This is a genomic window from Rhodococcus sp. 15-725-2-2b, from assembly GCF_002259075.1.
Classification (GTDB): Bacteria; Actinomycetota; Actinomycetes; order Mycobacteriales; family Mycobacteriaceae; genus Rhodococcoides.
In genome coordinates this window covers 24,742-40,693 of record NZ_NPFL01000006.1, presented here as the reverse complement: position 1 = coordinate 40,693, position 15,952 = coordinate 24,742, and the positions used below count along the sequence as shown (strand labels likewise).

The following is a 15,952-nucleotide window of genomic DNA, read 5'->3' as shown; positions in this document are numbered from 1 at the left end:
TCAGAAACCGACCGCGCCGAGCAGGGCTGCTCCAGGATCGACGACGGCAACAACGGCCGCGACGAACAGCAGCGCCATCGCGATCGTCATCACTGCACCAAGTGATCCGAGGATGACGAACATCCGGCGGTGAGCACCGTCCGACGACCGGTGGCGTCGGAAGGCGATGACGGTTCCGGTACCGACGACCGCGATCACCACTGCGGTAGCGACGATCACCGCCCAGTTGTAGTGCTCGACCTGTGTGAGCAACTCGAGCAGAGGCGGCCTGGTGTCTCCACTCTGCACGCCGTTCTCGATCAGAGACTGCGCCGCTCGCGCGTCCACGTTGTCAGCGGAGAGCATCGGAAGCAGGGCGATCACGGGTGCGACCGTCGACTGGATGTTGAGCACAGCGACGAACACCGAAAACAACGACAGCACAGTCGTAGTGGCCGCAGCGACCACGTAACCTACGCCTGCCGTCAGAGATCGCCGCCACAGAGTCGCCGCGAGCAGACCCAGAACCACGGTCAGCAGCACCGAGATGACGATCTTGATCGCGTGCCACTCGAACCAGTAGTCCACCATCTCCGCCAAGCCGGGCGGATAGGTGCGGACGCCGCTGCCCCAGTACTCGACCAAGCCGCGGCCGAGCAGCTCACTCATGACGGATCGATCCTGGAACTGCGGATAGCGTCCGCGCAGCAACGCAGCTGGGCCGAGTACGAACGCGGCCACCAACGCCGCCCCGCCGCATGCCAATACGACGATCGACCAGCGACTTCGGGTGACGGACACACTCATCGGACGACTCACGGGGAAGAGTCAATCACCGGGTACTCGACTGCGCATCCATCTACAGGACTACATCTGACCGACGAGGTACCAGCTCAGGAGTCGACGCCCGGTCGCCGGCCGCGACGGACTCTGGCAACAGTCACCCCAGCCAGGATCACCCCGGCAACAGTGAGAAAGTCGGATTCGGTCAACCCTCTGTCCGCGTCGACCACGTACAACACTGCGCCTTCGATGGGGGCGTTGAAGAACAACCACAGGATGGAGGCGACAACCAGCGATATCGCTGCGGGCCACGAGGGCTTGGCGAGACTCCATGCGGCAGAGGCGAACACTGCGTTCATCAGAACGAGGGCATGGAACGGATCGGTAGTCGGCACCGGTACATCATGACCGACAAGGAGGCGGTCGGGTCCCACCCTCGCACTCGACATCGCGGCGGACAGCGAATGCGCTACTGCGCGAGGCGATCACCGGAGCTGCCGGTGGTGACGCCGGTGATCAGGTCGATCAGCCCGAACGGTGATCGTTCCCCGAGACACAGGTCGAGCGTTTCGTGTGCCTGGACGGCCACCGCTTCACTGCGGGTGAACATGGCCTTCTCGAAGACCGACAGAGCTGTGTCGAGGTCGCCGCGGTGATCGGCGATCGCGCGAGCGAGTTCGGCACCGTCGAACATCGCCAGATTCGCGCCGTCGCCGGATGGCGGCATCAGGTGTGCGGCGTCGCCCAGGAGTGTCACTCCGGATGTGTGATCCCAGTGGTGGTCGTTGGGCAGCGTGAAGATCCTGCGGGGAACCAGCGCGGTCTCCCCGTCGGTGATCAACGCCGTCAATTCCGTTGCCCACCCGTCGAACTCGGCTGCGATCGTTGCTTTGGCGGAAGCGGCGTCGGAGAAATCGATCGAGTCGAGCCACTCGGGGCTGCGGTTGAGCTGAACGTAGGTGTGCAGGATGCCGCCGACCTCTCGGTGCACGGTGATTCCCTTACCCGGGCTGACGGCGAACATTGCACCACCACCGACTGCCCGGGCGGTGGCGGGGTGACGCGCATCGACGTCGTGCAGGTAGGTCTCGATGAAGACCGTGCCCACATATTCGGGCACGGCGGCGGAGAGCAGAGATCGGACTCGTGACCACGCGCCGTCGGCGCCGACGAGCAGATCACTGACCGTGGTGGTTCCGTTCTCGAACTCGATGTCGTGTTGCCCATTGCCCAGCGGGCGCACGGAGGTGAGCTTGTGTCCCCACTGAACGGTGTCGGCGGGCAGTGAGTCGAGCAGAATGCGTCGCAGGTCGCCGCGCAGCACCTCCGGTCGACCCCCGGTGCCGTCGTCGGATTCGTCGAACAGAGCCTCGCCGTTCGGGCGTAGTACGCGAGTCGCTTCGCCTCCCTCGTGAATGATGGCCCGAAACTGCTCGGTCAGCCCGGCCGCGGCGAGGGCGACTTGCCCGTCCCCTTCGTGGATGTCGAGCTGCCCGCCCTGGGTGCGCACGTCAGGCGTGGCGTCGGCCTCGTACACCGTGGCGGCGATTCCGTGCACGTGCAGAACCCGTGCCAGCGCCAGGCCGCCGAGGCCTGCACCGATGATCGAGATGGATGAACCCATGACTGTCTCCGCTCGTTGTTGGAACGCTGTTCCAACCAAGAATGGAACACTGTTCCAAGCCTGTCAAGCGGGGGTGTCGGCTGGCGTTCGGTTCAACCTCGGTCGATGCCGGCCAGGACGATGTCGATTCCGGCCTGGAACTGCTCGCGGTCGTCGTGGCGTGCGAACTGCGACGCGATCCGAGTCAGGAACGGATAGTCGCCGGTGTCCGTCACTGCTGTGCGCGTGGAGTCGAGAAATGCCGCACGGTCCGTCACCGTGGCGGCCAGTTCCCTCCCGGCATCGCGCTGACTCGCAACCCCGATAGCGTGGTACAGAAGGACGGATGCGGCGTCGAACTGCGCATCGTTCGGAACTCCGCGTGCGTCGAGTTCGGTTCCGATGCGGTCGAACAGATGCAGGACGGCCGGCTGCCACGGAGCGGCGGCGAGTTGCGTTGCCACCCATGGACGAGTGGTGATCACGTCGAACACTCTCATCATCAGGCCGCGAACATCATGTTCTGCCGCACCGTTCTCGGACGATGATTCGAAGGCCGATGCCATGACGGTTTCGGCCGCCGCCGCGAGCAGATCGTCTCTGTTGCCGAGGTGGTGGTACAGCGCTCCGGGGCCTGTCGACAAACGTGCGGCCAGAGTGCGGAACGTCAAAGCCTCGGTTCCGCCCTCATCGAGCATCTCGATCGCCACCGTCACGATGCGCTCTTTCGACAGAGCATCCGAACGTCGAGCTGATGTCGGCTTCGTGTTCGTCATGGCCAGATCCTGCCACAACTGGAACGTTGTTCCATACTGCTCGGCATCGGCGGGTGGGTGCCAGGTCACGCGTCACAGCACGAGAGGCCCCAGGATCGACAGAGTCAACACCACCAGTCCGCCACCGATGCGTGACGAGATGGACAGGAAGGGAAGCAGTTCCAGTCGATTCGCGGCACCCAGTACGGCCAGGTCGCCGCTCGAGCCGAAGTCGGCCAGACCGAGTCCGCCCGAGATGGCCGATTCGATGAAGTGCAGATGTACCAGCCATCCCACGAATCCGGCGGCGAACAGGGCGACGAAAACGACTGCGATGGTGGAGAACATGTACACGGGATCGTTGAGCAGGGTCAGCACCTGCTTGAAGTCGATCGCCACGATGCTCACTGCCACCAGGATGGCCGGGATGAAGGCGCTTGCGACGAGTTTGTACCAGATGTCCGCACCCTGAACCAGGAAGTCCGGGATGGGCAGGAAGATCTTCGCGATGGCGCACAACACGATCAGGAAGACGTAGCTGTGGATCGAGGGGAGGTAGAACGACATGGCGTCGGCGATCATGAACAGCATTCCGGCAGTGAACAATCCGATGATGGAGCTGCGAACGGCGTCTGCCGAGGACACTGCTCTGCCCACCGGCACGGTCATCTTCGACTTCGTGACGGCAAGTTCGCCGTTGCCGTTGAAGCGGGGGAACAGGTTCGGCTTTCGCCTGCCGAGCCATGCCAGCGCACCCGCCACGACGATGCAGACGGTGTTGGCCACGACGACTGCGGGCACGAGCATCGACAGGTAGTCGGTCGAGGCTCCGCCGGTGTTCTGCGCGATGATCTCGGAGATCGGAATGGCCCCTGCCGCAACGCCTCCACCGAGAACGGGCCCGACGACGTAGAACAACATCTTGCCGAGTCCGTATCCGGTGAGATACCCGATGAATCCGAACAGTGCGAAACACACCGCGATGGTGGCCACGATCGGCACGATGATGCGCGAACCCGCCTTGATCAGCAGTGAGCGGTCCATTCCGAGGATGCTGCCGACTATCAATGCGGCGACGACGAATTCACCGAACGCCGACAGGGTGTAGAAGTCGTCGATCGCCGTAGCGGTGCGCTCGGGCATCAGGTTGTAGCTGAACAGCACGGCCGGAACCAGGATGGCGAGGATGACGCCACCGCCGATGCGGTTGAACCACGGGATCGCGTTACCGATCACCATCAGCAGGCCGCCGAGGGCCATCGTGGTGGCGAAGCCCGCCGTCATTCCCTTCGCGGGGGTGAACAGGTACGCCAGCACGATGATCGCCAGCGCCATGGGTACGAACCAGCGCATCGGCAAACCGAGGGTCGAATTCATGTCCGACGCGCGTTCACCGTCCTGGGTGTCGACTTCGGATTCGGTCGGGCGGGTTGACGTCAACGAACTCTCCTGAAATCTCGGTGCGCGATGAGGGGATCGGGCTGCCGCAACGGTATGTGTTGCGGATCACTACGTCAACCTGATTGTATGCAAAAGAACACCGATTGCTGGTAGAACTGGGCCAGAGCCTGGAACGAAACATTGATTGCATGCAATAGAGGAGAAGCTGTGACTGTCGACGATCGAGCCACGGATGAGACGAGTACACCTCGGCCGGCGTCAACCGGCCCCCTCGAGGGCCTGCGCGTCATCGAGATGGGTCAGCTGATCGCCGGGCCGTTCTGCGGGCAGATTCTCGGCGATCTCGGTGCCGAGGTGATCAAGCTCGAGCAGCCGGGAACCGGAGACCCATTGCGTGAGTGGGGTCGGACGCGTCCGCAGGGCGAATCGCTGTGGTGGTCGGTCGTCGGTCGCAACAAGAAATCGGTGACGGTCGACCTGCGCACCCCCGAGGGGCAGGGCATCGCGCGGACGTTGATCTCGCGGTCCGACATCGTCGTCGAGAATTTTCGCCCGGGAACCTTGGAGCGGTGGGGGATGGACTACGACACGCTCTCGGCCGACAACCCGGGTCTGGTGCTGGCTCGGGTCTCGGGATTCGGTCAGAGCGGCCCGTACTCCTCGCGCGCAGGCTACGGCTCCATCGGTGAGGCAATGGGTGGACTGCGCTACGTGGTGGGAGATCCCTCGACGCCGCCGTCACGGGTCGGAATCTCGATCGGTGACACCCTGGCTGCGGTGTTCGCCGCCATCGGGACACTCGGTGCGGTGTACGAACGAACCCGCAGTGGCCGTGGACAAGTGGTGGATTCGGCCATCTACGAGGCCGTACTCGGCATCATGGAATCGATTGTGCCGGAGTGGGTCATCTCGGGCTATCAGCGCGAACGCAGCGGTGCCATTCTGCCGAATGTCGCGCCCAGCAACGTCTACCCCACCGCGGACGGCGGATGGGTCCTGATCGCAGCCAACCAGAACACGGTGTTCGCACGTCTCGCCGAGGCGATGGGTATGCCGGAGTTGGCCACCGATCCGCAGTTCAGCACGCACGGTGCGCGTGGCGAGCGGCAGGAACAGCTCGATGCGATGGTCGGGAAGTTCACCATCGAGCACGATGCGCGTGCGCTCGAAGAGCTGCTGCTCGCGCATTCGGTTCCGGTCGGCAAGATCTACCGACCCGAGGACATGTTGGGCGACGAGCAGTTCATCGCCCGCAAATCCATCATCACCACCCCGCATCCGACCCTGGGCGAGGTGCCGATGCAGAACACGTTCCCCCGGCTCAGTCGTACCGACGGGTCGGTGCGCTGGCCCGGCCCGAAGCTCAGCGAGCACACCGACGAGATCCTCAGCACCGTCGGCGAATTCACGCGCGAGGCCATCGACGGCTTCCGTGCCGCGGGGACCATCTGATGGTGTTCGACGGGTTGCCCACGAGCGCGAGATTGGTCGAGGTCGGCCTACGAGACGGTCTGCAGGCGGTATCGCAGTTCGTGGACACCGACCACAAACTCGAGCTGCTGCACGGAATCGTCGATTCCGGTGTGACCACCGTCGAGATCACGTCCTTCGCGCACCCGAAAGTGTTGCCGCAGTTCAGCGATGCCGAACGCATCATCGAGCAGGCACCGCGACGAGACGGCGTCCACTACAAGGCGCTGGTACCCAATGTTCGCGGCGCACAACGGGCCTGCGACACGCAGATCGAGGAGATCGTCGCGATCATCCCGGTCGATCGCGAGATGGCCGCGAAGAACCAGAATTCGACGCCCGAGCAGTTGCTGCACGATTTCACTGCGATCGTCGACCAGGGGCATCGCTCGGGAAAGAAAGTCAGCGCGGCGGTGGCGACCGCCTTCTTCGCTCCGTGCCGCGGCGCGGTCGACGCTGCCCAGCTCGATGCGGTGATCGAGCGCGTGGTCGATGCCGGAGCGGACTCCTTGTACCTGGCGGGCACGAGCGGGGTGGAAACTCCCAACGAGTTCTACGACGGTGTTCGACGCGTCAAGGGCCGTCACCCCGGGATCCCGGTGGGGGTTCATCTGCACAACCGCAACGGCTTCGGCACCGTCAACGCGTTGGCGAGCCTGTCTGCGGGAGCGGATTGGATCGAGGCGTCCTTCGGGGGCCTCGGCGGAGACATGTGGTTTCCCGGCGACCCGTCCGTTCTGGGCAACGTCCCGATGGAGGACGTGGTGGCGCTGTTGGATTCGCTCGGGATCGAGACGGGCATCGACCTCGATGCCTATCTGGCAATGGTGCGGGCCGGTGAGAGGTTCACCGGAACGCCGTCGTACTCGTTCGTCTCCCGAGGTGGCACCAGGCAACAGCTCGCTGATGCACAATGGCCCGTGTGAGAACACCTCCGACGGCCGGGCACACACAGTGTCCGAGCTGAGCGACAAGATCCTGGACCTGCTCGTCTCGGGTCTGTACAGCCCGGGCGAGAAGCTGAACGAGGCCGAACTCGCCGGGCGGCTCGGCGTCAGCCGGACTCCGGTGCGTGAAGCGCTTCTCACTCTGGCCACCACGGGCGTGGTCACGGTGGAGAAAAACAAGGGGGCCAGGGTCACCGAGTTCACCCGCGAGACGGTCGAGGCGATCTACTCGTCTCGGTCGCTCCTGGAACCGCACGCCGCCAAGCTTGCCACGGGCCATTTCTCGGTCGAGGAACTGGCGGAGCTACGTCGTACGGCGCAGCGGATGCACGACATCGTCGTCGAGGCCGAGGACCTGCCGGAGATCGCGCGTCTGAACAACGCCTTCCACACCGCCGTGCTGTCGAAGTGTCCGAACGCGCGAATGGCGGAGATGGCCATCGCGTTGCTCAAACCTCTTGTTGCAGCACGAACTTTTCGCAAGTACAGCGCCAAGGAGATCTCGCGCAGCGCAGCACATCACCTCGAGATCGTCGACGCGTTGGAATGCGAGGACGCCGAGTGGGTGGAGGCCATCATGCGTGCACACATTCGCGCCGGCTGTCACAGCGCGACCGCGGAAGACTGATCGTCCGCTACGAACCCCGCACCACGTCGTAGGCCGGCTTGGCGCTGAAGTCGCTACGCAGCAGTCCGTAGTTCTGTTCGGTGTCGGCGAGGTTGGTTCCCGAGTCCCGCAGGGAGTGCACGAACACCGGGCCGACGTAGGGGAGCGACGACGCCTTGGCCAGGCTCGAGCCGATGATGGCGGCCTGCAGATCCTCGGGAACAGCTCCCGCGCCGGTGCCGGTGGGTGCGCCGAGCTCGGTGATCCAGATCTTCTTGCCACCGTCTCCGTTGGCCGCCATCGTGCCGTAGGCCTGATCCACCTGTGCCCATTGGCCGTTGGGGTCGTTCTCGACGGTGAAAGGGAAGGTGTAGGGGTGCATGGCGACGGCGTCCATGAACCCGGCTGCTCCGGCGGCGTACATCTGCTGAAGGAAGGTCACCGGCGCGACGGTCCAGGCTCCGGCGTTGATGGTGGTCGCCAGGCCGGCGCTCAGCACGGTAGCTCCGGCGTCGGCGTTGTGGATCGCGGGGTAGGCCGCGCGCAGCATGTTCGTGTAGCGGACTGCATCGACGGGTGCGAAGAAGGTGGGGATGTTGGGCTCGTTCCACACCTCGTAGTGGTCGACGCGATCACCGAGGTGCGCAGCGGCTGCGCCGGCGAATGCGCCGAAGGTGTTGGGATCGAGCGGAACTGCGCCGGGCAGTGGTGAGGCGATGCCGCCCTGCGCCCATCCGGGGGTTCCGCCCAGCACGGCCAGCACCGAATAGCCCTGCGCTCTCGCGGCATTGATCACGCGATCGGTGTTGCCCCAGTCGAAGACTCCCGGGGCCGACTCGATTGCGGCCCAGTTCACGACCACCCGTACCCACGAGGCACCGATGTCACGTCCGGCACCGAGTTCGTTGTTCAGCGTGGCGTCGTCGAGCGTCAGAAACGGTGCGCCACCGGTGAAGCCCAGGTCGGCCGGGGCCGCCTGCGCGACGGGCGAGGAGAGTCCGACAGCGATCGCGGCGGCTGCGGCAACGGTGAGCAGGCGTGAGCGGAAGGTCATGGCGGTCATCCTAAGTGCTCGTCAACGGGGCGCTGATCAGTGCTTCGACGGTCGAATGGGGCACACGGTCGTTCCACCGCGCGGTGTTCAGCTCGTAGATTCGCTCCCCCGCTTTGACGGCGGCGGTGCGGTCGAGCAGGTAGCGGCGACATTCGGCGACGAACTGCTCCTTGTCGTCGAACGTGGGCAGCTCGAAGATCGAATCCAGTGATCCGACGGCCGCCGAGGTACCGACGACGGGGAGTCCCTTGCTGGCTGCGTCGAGGATCTTGACGCGCACGCCGCCGCCGGTGGCGACCGGGGCGATCAGTGCCCGGCAGGTGCCGAGGAATTCCTGCAGATCGTCGACGAAGCCGAGATCGCGCACGCCGGCGGGGTAGACGGGATCCTTGGCACCGGGAGCCTTGGCGCCGATGATGCACAGTTCGGCACCCTCGATTCCCGCCGAGATCGCCGGCCAGTACTCGAGCGCGATCTTGAAGGCCTCCTGGTTCGGTGGCCAATCGCGAGTCCCCATGAACACCAAGCGCTTCGCGGTCTGGGACAGGTCGAGTTGCGGCGCGGGTTCGAGGGTGAGGTCGATCCACCGAGCGTCGCGGACTCCGTTGTCTCGGTACATCTGGGCCTCGTCGGCGTCGTAGGTCCCGACGGCATGGGCCGCGCGGGCGACGCGGATCTCGTCCCGCAGGATGCGGGGTGCCTCGATACGGCCGATCAGTCCACGGGTCACCTTCCACACCTGCGATTCGGTGTTGACGGTGTTGATCGCGAACGGTGACCCCATCTTGGCAGAGCGGAGGAACGATTCGGCCATGTAACTGTGTTCGGCCACATACACATCGGAGGTGGATGCGTCGATGGCGTCGCGGAAGGCGTCGACGTCGTAGCGTCCGTGTACCACCGAGCGCGTCGGCCGCACCGACTTCAGGAGCAGAGCGACGTCGACGGTCGGCTTGGGGACGCGCACCACGTCGGGGACGACGTCGGTCTCCTTGGACAGGCAGATCGATCGCACTTCGAACGCCTCACGGGCGAGCTGCATCATCAAACGGGACAGTGCGATGTCGCCGCCGTGCTCGGTGACGGGGTCCTTGGACAGCAGGAACGTCGCGCGTCTCATTGCGGCACCTCTTCTTTCACCGAATTGTCTTTCACCGCAGTGCGGTACAGGGCGCGCATGAACCAGACGAGCAGTACGGCGTCGGTGATCACCGATGCGACGGCTGCGCCGACGGCACCGAACGGGAACAGACACAGGACGAGGACCATTTTCAGCGGTGCCAGGGTTGCGGCCGCCAGCACTCGCGTGCGGTCGCGGTGCTGGAGGTAGAGCACGGTGGTGAACACGTGATTCATCACCCGCATCACCACGAACAGCGACATCACCACCAGGGCGCCCGCGATCTGATCCGACGCGGGCGTGAAGAAGAGCAGGAGGCCGGCCACCAGCAGCAGTGAGCCCGCTGCGGTGCCGAGAGCCGCGGTGTGCTTCAACGCCGGTCCGGCGCTGACGAGTCCGTCTGCTGCACGGAGCTTTTCGTGGAATGTGTTGCCGAAGGCCTGTCCGATGAAGGCCACCGCCCAGGCGGTCACCGCGGCAACGGAGTAGTAGCCGGCGATGGTGGAATCGGTGAGGAAGCCGAGCAGCAGCACGTCGCCTTGGATGTAGACCGCGTTGGCGAGGTTCTCCGAGAACAGCATCGACATCTCGCGCCACGAGCCGGGAACGCGCGGCGCGGCTACCCGGGCCTGCAGGGCTGCGAGCAGTGCGATCACGAAATACGGTGCGGCGTAGAGCAGGCTGGCGATTGTCAACGTGGGGTCGGGAACGGCGAACAAGTACGCCGTCGCCAGCGCGATGGACGTTGCCTGCCTCGTGGTGTCCAGTCGTTGCGTGAGGTCGGGACGGCCGTCGCGCAGTGCCCTGCTCTTGTATGCGTTGAAGACCAGCTCGCCACCGCCGATGACGAGGGCGAACCAGGCGATGTAACCGACCTGTACCAGACACAGCCCAGCGACGACGAGCACGGCACCGACGAGTACGCGGGTAGTGCGCTCGCCCAGGAAATCGCGTTCGGTCACGCGAATCGAGCGCACGGTGAACGGATGATCCAGTGGCGCAGCCAGAATCGCGGCGAGGGCGAAGGCCATCGCGTACTGGCCGTAATCGCTGATCCCCAGCTTGGCGATCAGCGCGACTGTCCACAGCAGGCCGATGCCGCGGCCGCCGTAGGTCCACAGGGCCGCGATCCCGGCCTTGATCAGGTTGCCGTTCATTCGCACCACCGCATCATCGGGACCACCGCATCATTTGGACCACACAGCCACGAAGTTCTGAGCCACCATGTCGGGGGAGTTGGCGCGGCGCAGGGTCTCCACTTCGCGGCGCAGCCTCGTCAGTGCCACCCGGTCGGTGACGAGGGCTGCGGTGGCGTCGGCGATCTCGTTCGTTCCTCCCGCGACGACCAGTGCACCGCCATCGGTTTCGGACAGTGCGCCTTCCTGAAGGCACACCACCGGGGTCTGATAAGCGATGGCGCGACTGACCGAACCGGAGGCGGGGAAGGCGTCACCGTAGATGGATCGTTTGCCGTAGGGCACCACGAGTGCACGGATGGAATCGAAGAAGGCGTCCTCGTCCGGTCCGTTGACCTCACCGAGGATCTCGACGCCGTCGACGGGGTCGAGTAGTTCGGTTCCGCGGCCGGCGATGCGAATGGCGATGTCGTTCGGCATACGATCGCGGAGCTGCTGGAGCTGGTCGAATCCTTTTCCGCGGTAGACGAATCCGAACAGGCCGACGGCCAGGGGGCGATCCTCGGCGGGGGTGATGTCGGGGCGCTCGGGAACGAAGTGCATCACGGCCTCGGCCGTCACTTCGGGGTAGCTGCGCTCGAGGGAGTCGGCACCGGAACGGGTGAGCGCGAACAGCGTCCGGCTGCCCACCACGGTGCGCTCGAGGCGACGCCAGGCCGCTCGAAGTGGGTAGTGCAGGCCGTGATTGAGGACCTTCTTGCCCGCGAGGAACTTGGTGCGGGCGGGCCACCAGACGATTCCGGGTGGGTCGTGCACCGTCGCGGTCACCATTGGGTTGCCGGTGAGCCGAGCTGTGGCCCAGAACGGCATCACCGAGCCGCCGCTGAGTTCGCAGTGCACGATGACACGGCCCGGATCGGCGTCGACGAGCTCCTGAATCGCTTTGCGGTGTCGCACGATATCGCGCACCGAGTGAGATCCGGGTCCGTCGTGGCGGTACTCGATCACCTCGGCGAAGTGTGGCCGCACGGCGTCGGCGAAGTCGTCGGCGTAGTCGCCCACGCCGCCGACCCCGGATCGGGGGGCGACGTAGACGAGTCGGCAGTCACGCAGGATCATCAGTAGAACAGCGGCCGATACTTGGGGCGGTAGGCGAGTGCCTTCGGGTCACGCATCGCTCGCACCTTCGCGGGCACTCCGGCAACCACTTCGAGTTCGCCGACGTCTCCGCGCACCATCGAGCAACCACCGACCACGGCGCCGCGACCGAGGGTCACCCCGCTGAGAAGGGTACTGCGGCTGGCGATCCAGACGTAGTCATTGATGACGCAGGGTTCGAGGATCGGAGTGAATTCCGGTGAGTTGTGATCGTGGTAGCCGGCGATGATGTGTGTATCGCTGGCGATGACAACGTTACTGCCGATCGTGATTCCGCCGCGGGCGTCGAGCATGCAGCGGAATCCGATGGAGCAGGCGTCGCCGATGGTCAGGCCCTCGGGGTCGAGGACGGTGGTGCCGCGGAAGATCGAGACGTCCTTGCCGATCGTCGCCCCGAACGCACGTAGGAAGTTCTGCCGAATCCAGTGCGACGGGATGAAGGTGACGATCATGTTGAAGCCGAGGGTGCCGATGCGGTTGCGCAGCTTCCGCTTGAACGTGATGTCCTGCATCTTGTAGTTCGACACGTCGTAGATCTCGGGCTCCGCTTCGCCCACAGGCCGTTCCACCGCTGTCATGCTGCCATCTCCTCGGTCATGTCGAATTGGACCATCGCGTCGACGATCTGGTCGAAATCCTTCGTCGGTGCCCAGCCCAACAGATCACGGGCTTTGGCGGCGTCACCGACCATTCTTGCCGAGTCGGCGGGCCTGAGCATCTCGGAATCGCTGCGCACGTAGTCACGCCAGTTCTCGATACCTACGGCTGCGAAGGCGGCGGCCACGAAGTCGGCGACGCTGTGAGCCTGTCCGGTGGCGACCACGAAGTCGTCGCCCTTGCCGTAGTCGGCCATGGCGGCGATTGCATCCACGTAGTCCGGGGCCCAGCCCCAATCGCGTTCCGCGGTGAGGTTGCCGAGCTCGAGCGTGTCGAGGGTGCCCCGGGTGATGGCGACGGCGGCCTTGGTGATCTTGCGGGTCACGAAGGTCTCCGGTCGCCTGGGTGACTCGTGGTTGAACAGGATGGCGTTGGTGGCTTCGAGTCCTCGGGCTCGGTAGACCTGGACCATGTTGTGACTGAGTGCCTTCGACACCCCGTAGGGGGAGGTGGGCGCAACGCGCGTTTCCTCGTTCTGCAATGGCACCCCGGAGCCGGCGAAGATCTCGGCACTGGATGCGTTGACCAGCACGATGCGTTTACCCGATGCTTCCTGCTCGGTGTAGCAGGCATCGAGCAGTGCCGCAGCGGAGAGCCCGTTGACCTGAGTGGTCAGGACCGGGTCGTTCCACGATCGCCACACCGAGGAGATCCCGGCGAGGTGAAAAACGTAGTCGGGCTGCACTTCGTGGATCAGCACCTGGGCGACACCCGGCTTGCTGATATCGACGCGGTGCTGCTCGACGTGGACGTTCACCGTCCCGTCGTTCCCGCCGGGCTTGGCCACACCGTGGAGGGTCCAACCGCGCTCGAGCAACAGATCGGCGAGGTAGCTGCCGTCCTGGCCGGCCACTCCGGTGATCAGCGCAGTCGGGGTATGTCCGGCACTCACGCGATCTTGACGGTGTCGGGCGATTGTTCGACGAGGTCGTTCTGAACCATCATCGTAACCAATTCGGGGAAGCCGACTTTCGGCTTCCAACCGAGTGCGGCATGGGCTTTGGCCGAGTCGCCGACGAGGAGGTCGACCTCCGCGGGCCGGAAGAAGCGGGGATCGATCTTGACGTAGGGCTCCCAGTCGTCGATGTCGACGGCGGCGAACGCGTGGTCGAGGAGTTCGCGAATCGAGTGGGTTTCCCCGGTGGAGATGACGTAGTCGTCGGCCTGGTCCTGTTGCAGCATCAGGTACATGGCTTCGACGTAGTCGCCGGCGAAGCCCCAGTCGCGCTTGGCGTCGAGATTGCCGAGCGAGAGCTCGCTCTGCAGCCCCAGTGCGATGCGCGCGACGGCCTGGGACACCTTGCGTGTGACGAATTCCGGTCCACGACGGGGTGATTCGTGGTTGAACAGAATTCCGGAGCTGGCGTGCATGCCGTAGGACTCGCGGTAGTTGATGGTCATGTAGTGGCCGTAGACCTTGGCGACGCCGTAGGGCGATCGTGGCCAGAGCAAGGTTTCCTCGCGCTGGGGAACCTGCTGGACCTTGCCGAACATCTCCGAGCTCGAGGCCTGGTAGAAGCGAACCTGCTTGCCCGCTACCTGCTCGTAGAGTCGGGTGGATTCGAGCATATTCAGCACTCCGCCGCCGGTGACGTCGGTGGTGAGGCGCGCGTTCTCCCAGGAGTACGCCACGAAGGAGACGGCTCCGAGGTTGTAGACCTCGTCGGGGTCGGCCACAGCGAAGGCGCGCATCAGCGCCGAGAGGTCGAGAAGGTCGCCGTGCAACACCTCTACCTGAGGCAGCACCTGCTCGATCATCGCTGCCTTCGGATTGTTCTGTCCCCGTAGCAGACCGAACACCTTGTAGCCCTTGCTCAGTAGCAGTTCGGCAAGGTACAGGCCGTCCTGCCCGGTGATGCCGGTGATCAGTGCGCGCTTGGTCATCGCGACGCCGTCCTCTCCATATGTCCTGCATGAATGTCTGTCACTGCGGCGTCCAACTCGGCTGCGAAGCGTTCTTCGCTGAACTGCTCCATGTGGTTCTGGATCTTCGACGGCTCCCAGTGCGTGCGTTCCAGGGCGTCGACCGCGTTGGCGATCGAATCCGGCTGGGGCTCATTGAAGTACACTCCGGTCACGCCCTCGTCGACGGTGTCGAGGAAGCCGCCCCAGCGCAACACTGCGCTGGGCTTGCCGTGATGACCCGCTTCGATGGGGGTCAATCCGTAATCTTCATAGCTTGCGGCGATCAAACCGTTACAGCCCTGGTAGAGCCAGGTCATCTGTCCCGAGGTCAGGTCACTGAGCATGAGGACGTTGTCGGACTTGAGCTTTCGCAATCGATCGGCCTCCGGGCCGCGACCGACGACGATCAGCTTGCGATCGGTGTCGGCGAAGGCCGCCATCACCTTGTCGACGTTCTTGTACGGAAGCAGGCGGGAGATGCACAGGTAGTAGCCGTCTGCGCCCAGCCACGCGGCGGCGTCGGGTATCGATTCGGCAGGCGCTGTCTCGACGGTGAACGGTGCGGGTACGACGGTCGACGAGATGCCGTAGGCGTCGCTGATGCGCTGCTGCACCACCGTGGAGATGGCGAGGTAGCGGTCTGCCGAGAAGGCCGCCCGTCGATCCCACTGGCGAAGCGGGTACGAAAGCGTCTTGAGGGCAACACGTTTGACGGGGCTGCGACTTTCTCCCAGGTACATCTGCGATTCGTACAACCAACGAGCAGGTGAATAGCAGTAGACGAGTTTGCGTCCTGAGGTGTGAAAGCCGTGTGCCCAACCGCTGGTACTGGTGAGCACCACGTCGGCGTCGATCTCGATCGAGGAGGATGCGAAGGGCAGCAAGGGAAGCGCGGCACGGTGGTTCTTGCGTAGGAAACCGATTCGGTTCAAGGACGACGGGCGTACGTCGAGATCGGAGAACTCGGGGAACGTCGTCGACGGCTCGAACAGCGTGGTGTAGATGGGTGCGTCGGGGAAGGCGCGGGCCATGGCCAGGACGACCTTCTCGGCACCACCGCGCTGGGTGAGGTAGTCGTGCGCAATGGCCACGCGGAGGCGGTCGGTCATGCTGCCGCCGCGTCATGGAGCAGTGAACCCGGCTGCAACACAGAAACTTCGGTCTTCATGAGCTACCCATCGTGTCGGTCCGTACTCGAATGGAGCTGGGGCTTCCCGCACGCCGAATAGCGCCCCGTAGTGCGCCGATGCACAACAAGAGCGTCGAATAGCTGGCGTCCCCCGACGAGACGTGCGAACACTGGACATAATCCTGCCACGAAGAGTCATTCGTTCGCTGTATATGAATATCCGTTTCGGGGACAAATAGATAGCGCTA

The 15,952-nt window shown here is 64.4% G+C and carries 16 protein-coding genes; 3 read left to right on the top strand and 13 right to left on the bottom strand.

The window, feature by feature from the left end; all coding sequences use genetic code 11:
- The 5 genes from CH306_RS05950 to CH306_RS05930 all read right to left on the bottom strand — a co-directional run bounded on the left by CH306_RS05950 (position 1) and on the right by CH306_RS05930 (position 4,560).
- Positions 1–786, bottom strand: a complete 786-nt coding sequence (locus CH306_RS05950; RefSeq protein WP_094646001.1) for a hypothetical protein — start codon at positions 784–786, stop codon at positions 1–3.
- Between the two features lie 86 nt (positions 787–872).
- Positions 873–1,157 (bottom strand): hypothetical protein, encoded by a 285-nt coding sequence (locus CH306_RS05945; protein ID WP_094630476.1) that lies wholly within the window; start codon positions 1,155–1,157, stop codon positions 873–875.
- A gap of 74 nt (positions 1,158–1,231) precedes the next feature.
- The gene (locus CH306_RS05940) at positions 1,232–2,386 is read right to left on the bottom strand and encodes an FAD-dependent oxidoreductase (RefSeq protein ID WP_094646000.1); all 1,155 of its coding nucleotides are present in this window, start codon (positions 2,384–2,386) and stop codon (positions 1,232–1,234) included.
- Positions 2,387–2,478: 92 nt separating this feature from the next.
- The gene (locus tag CH306_RS05935; RefSeq protein ID WP_094646395.1) at positions 2,479–3,141 is read right to left on the bottom strand and encodes a TetR/AcrR family transcriptional regulator; all 663 of its coding nucleotides are present in this window, start codon (positions 3,139–3,141) and stop codon (positions 2,479–2,481) included.
- 72 nt (positions 3,142–3,213) lie between these two features.
- Positions 3,214–4,560, bottom strand: a complete 1,347-nt coding sequence (locus tag CH306_RS05930; RefSeq protein WP_256981060.1) for a 2-hydroxycarboxylate transporter family protein — start codon at positions 4,558–4,560, stop codon at positions 3,214–3,216.
- Positions 4,561–4,728: 168 nt separating this feature from the next.
- Here CH306_RS05930 and CH306_RS05925 point away from each other — a divergent pair, with 168 nt between their 5' ends.
- From CH306_RS05925 to CH306_RS05915, 3 genes are read left to right on the top strand one after another with little or no spacing between them, the layout of a single operon-like run.
- The gene (locus CH306_RS05925; protein ID WP_045197130.1) at positions 4,729–5,973 is read left to right on the top strand and encodes a CaiB/BaiF CoA transferase family protein; all 1,245 of its coding nucleotides are present in this window, start codon (positions 4,729–4,731) and stop codon (positions 5,971–5,973) included.
- Positions 5,973–6,917 (top strand): pyruvate carboxyltransferase, encoded by a 945-nt coding sequence (locus tag CH306_RS05920; RefSeq protein WP_094645999.1) that lies wholly within the window; start codon positions 5,973–5,975, stop codon positions 6,915–6,917. The genes CH306_RS05925 and CH306_RS05920 overlap by 1 nt, the downstream gene beginning before the upstream one ends.
- Before the next feature lie 28 nt (positions 6,918–6,945).
- Complete coding sequence (locus CH306_RS05915; RefSeq protein ID WP_032396563.1) at positions 6,946–7,566, top strand: GntR family transcriptional regulator; 621 nt, start codon at positions 6,946–6,948, stop codon at positions 7,564–7,566.
- 7 nt (positions 7,567–7,573) lie between these two features.
- On the opposite strand, the gene CH306_RS05910 is transcribed toward CH306_RS05915, so the two are convergent.
- Genes CH306_RS05910 through CH306_RS05880 form a run of 8 tightly spaced genes read right to left on the bottom strand, consistent with a single transcriptional unit; the run spans position 7,574 to position 15,684 of the window.
- A complete protein-coding gene (locus CH306_RS05910; protein WP_256981059.1) occupies positions 7,574–8,608 on the bottom strand; it encodes a hypothetical protein in 1,035 nt (344 codons plus the stop codon).
- Position 8,609: 1 nt separating this feature from the next.
- Positions 8,610–9,719 (bottom strand): glycosyltransferase, encoded by a 1,110-nt coding sequence (locus tag CH306_RS05905; protein ID WP_094645998.1) that lies wholly within the window; start codon positions 9,717–9,719, stop codon positions 8,610–8,612.
- Positions 9,716–10,876, bottom strand: a complete 1,161-nt coding sequence (locus CH306_RS05900) for a lipopolysaccharide biosynthesis protein (protein ID WP_094645997.1) — start codon at positions 10,874–10,876, stop codon at positions 9,716–9,718. The genes CH306_RS05905 and CH306_RS05900 overlap by 4 nt, the downstream gene beginning before the upstream one ends.
- Before the next feature lie 30 nt (positions 10,877–10,906).
- Positions 10,907–11,974, bottom strand: coding sequence for a glycosyltransferase (locus CH306_RS05895; RefSeq protein WP_256981058.1), 1,068 nt, complete (start codon positions 11,972–11,974; stop codon positions 10,907–10,909).
- Complete coding sequence (locus CH306_RS05890; protein ID WP_032396559.1) at positions 11,974–12,591, bottom strand: acyltransferase; 618 nt, start codon at positions 12,589–12,591, stop codon at positions 11,974–11,976. The genes CH306_RS05895 and CH306_RS05890 overlap by 1 nt, the downstream gene beginning before the upstream one ends.
- Positions 12,588–13,562 (bottom strand): GDP-mannose 4,6-dehydratase, encoded by a 975-nt coding sequence (locus CH306_RS28780; protein ID WP_230596908.1) that lies wholly within the window; start codon positions 13,560–13,562, stop codon positions 12,588–12,590. The genes CH306_RS05890 and CH306_RS28780 overlap by 4 nt, the downstream gene beginning before the upstream one ends.
- Positions 13,559–14,554 carry a GDP-mannose 4,6-dehydratase gene (locus CH306_RS28775; RefSeq protein ID WP_143545369.1) on the bottom strand — a complete coding sequence of 332 codons (996 nt, stop codon included), beginning with the start codon at positions 14,552–14,554 and terminating at the stop codon, positions 13,559–13,561. The genes CH306_RS28780 and CH306_RS28775 overlap by 4 nt, the downstream gene beginning before the upstream one ends.
- Positions 14,551–15,684, bottom strand: coding sequence for a glycosyltransferase (locus CH306_RS05880; protein ID WP_094645996.1), 1,134 nt, complete (start codon positions 15,682–15,684; stop codon positions 14,551–14,553). Before CH306_RS05880 ends, CH306_RS28775 begins: the two co-directional genes overlap by 4 nt.
- Positions 15,685–15,952 lie beyond the last annotated feature (268 nt).

Bases quoted from the DNA above. Each gene is read 5' to 3' on its own strand.
- CH306_RS05880 (WP_094645996.1), bottom strand. From the start codon at position 15,684: ATGACCGACCGCCTCCGCGTGGCCATTGCGCACGACTACCTCACCCAG.
- CH306_RS05910 (WP_256981059.1), bottom strand. From the start codon at position 8,608: ATGACCGCCATGACCTTCCGCTCACGCCTGCTCACCGTTGCCGCAGCC.
- CH306_RS05935 (WP_094646395.1), bottom strand. From the start codon at position 3,141: ATGACGAACACGAAGCCGACATCAGCTCGACGTTCGGATGCTCTGTCG.
- CH306_RS05895 (WP_256981058.1), bottom strand. From the start codon at position 11,974: ATGATCCTGCGTGACTGCCGACTCGTCTACGTCGCCCCCCGATCCGGG.
- CH306_RS05900 (WP_094645997.1), bottom strand. From the start codon at position 10,876: ATGAACGGCAACCTGATCAAGGCCGGGATCGCGGCCCTGTGGACCTAC.
- CH306_RS05905 (WP_094645998.1), bottom strand. From the start codon at position 9,719: ATGAGACGCGCGACGTTCCTGCTGTCCAAGGACCCCGTCACCGAGCAC.
- CH306_RS05940 (WP_094646000.1), bottom strand. From the start codon at position 2,386: ATGGGTTCATCCATCTCGATCATCGGTGCAGGCCTCGGCGGCCTGGCG.
- CH306_RS28775 (WP_143545369.1), bottom strand. From the start codon at position 14,554: ATGACCAAGCGCGCACTGATCACCGGCATCACCGGGCAGGACGGCCTG.
- CH306_RS05920 (WP_094645999.1), top strand. From the start codon at position 5,973: ATGGTGTTCGACGGGTTGCCCACGAGCGCGAGATTGGTCGAGGTCGGC.
- CH306_RS05950 (WP_094646001.1), bottom strand. From the start codon at position 786: ATGAGTGTGTCCGTCACCCGAAGTCGCTGGTCGATCGTCGTATTGGCA.
- CH306_RS05890 (WP_032396559.1), bottom strand. From the start codon at position 12,591: ATGACAGCGGTGGAACGGCCTGTGGGCGAAGCGGAGCCCGAGATCTAC.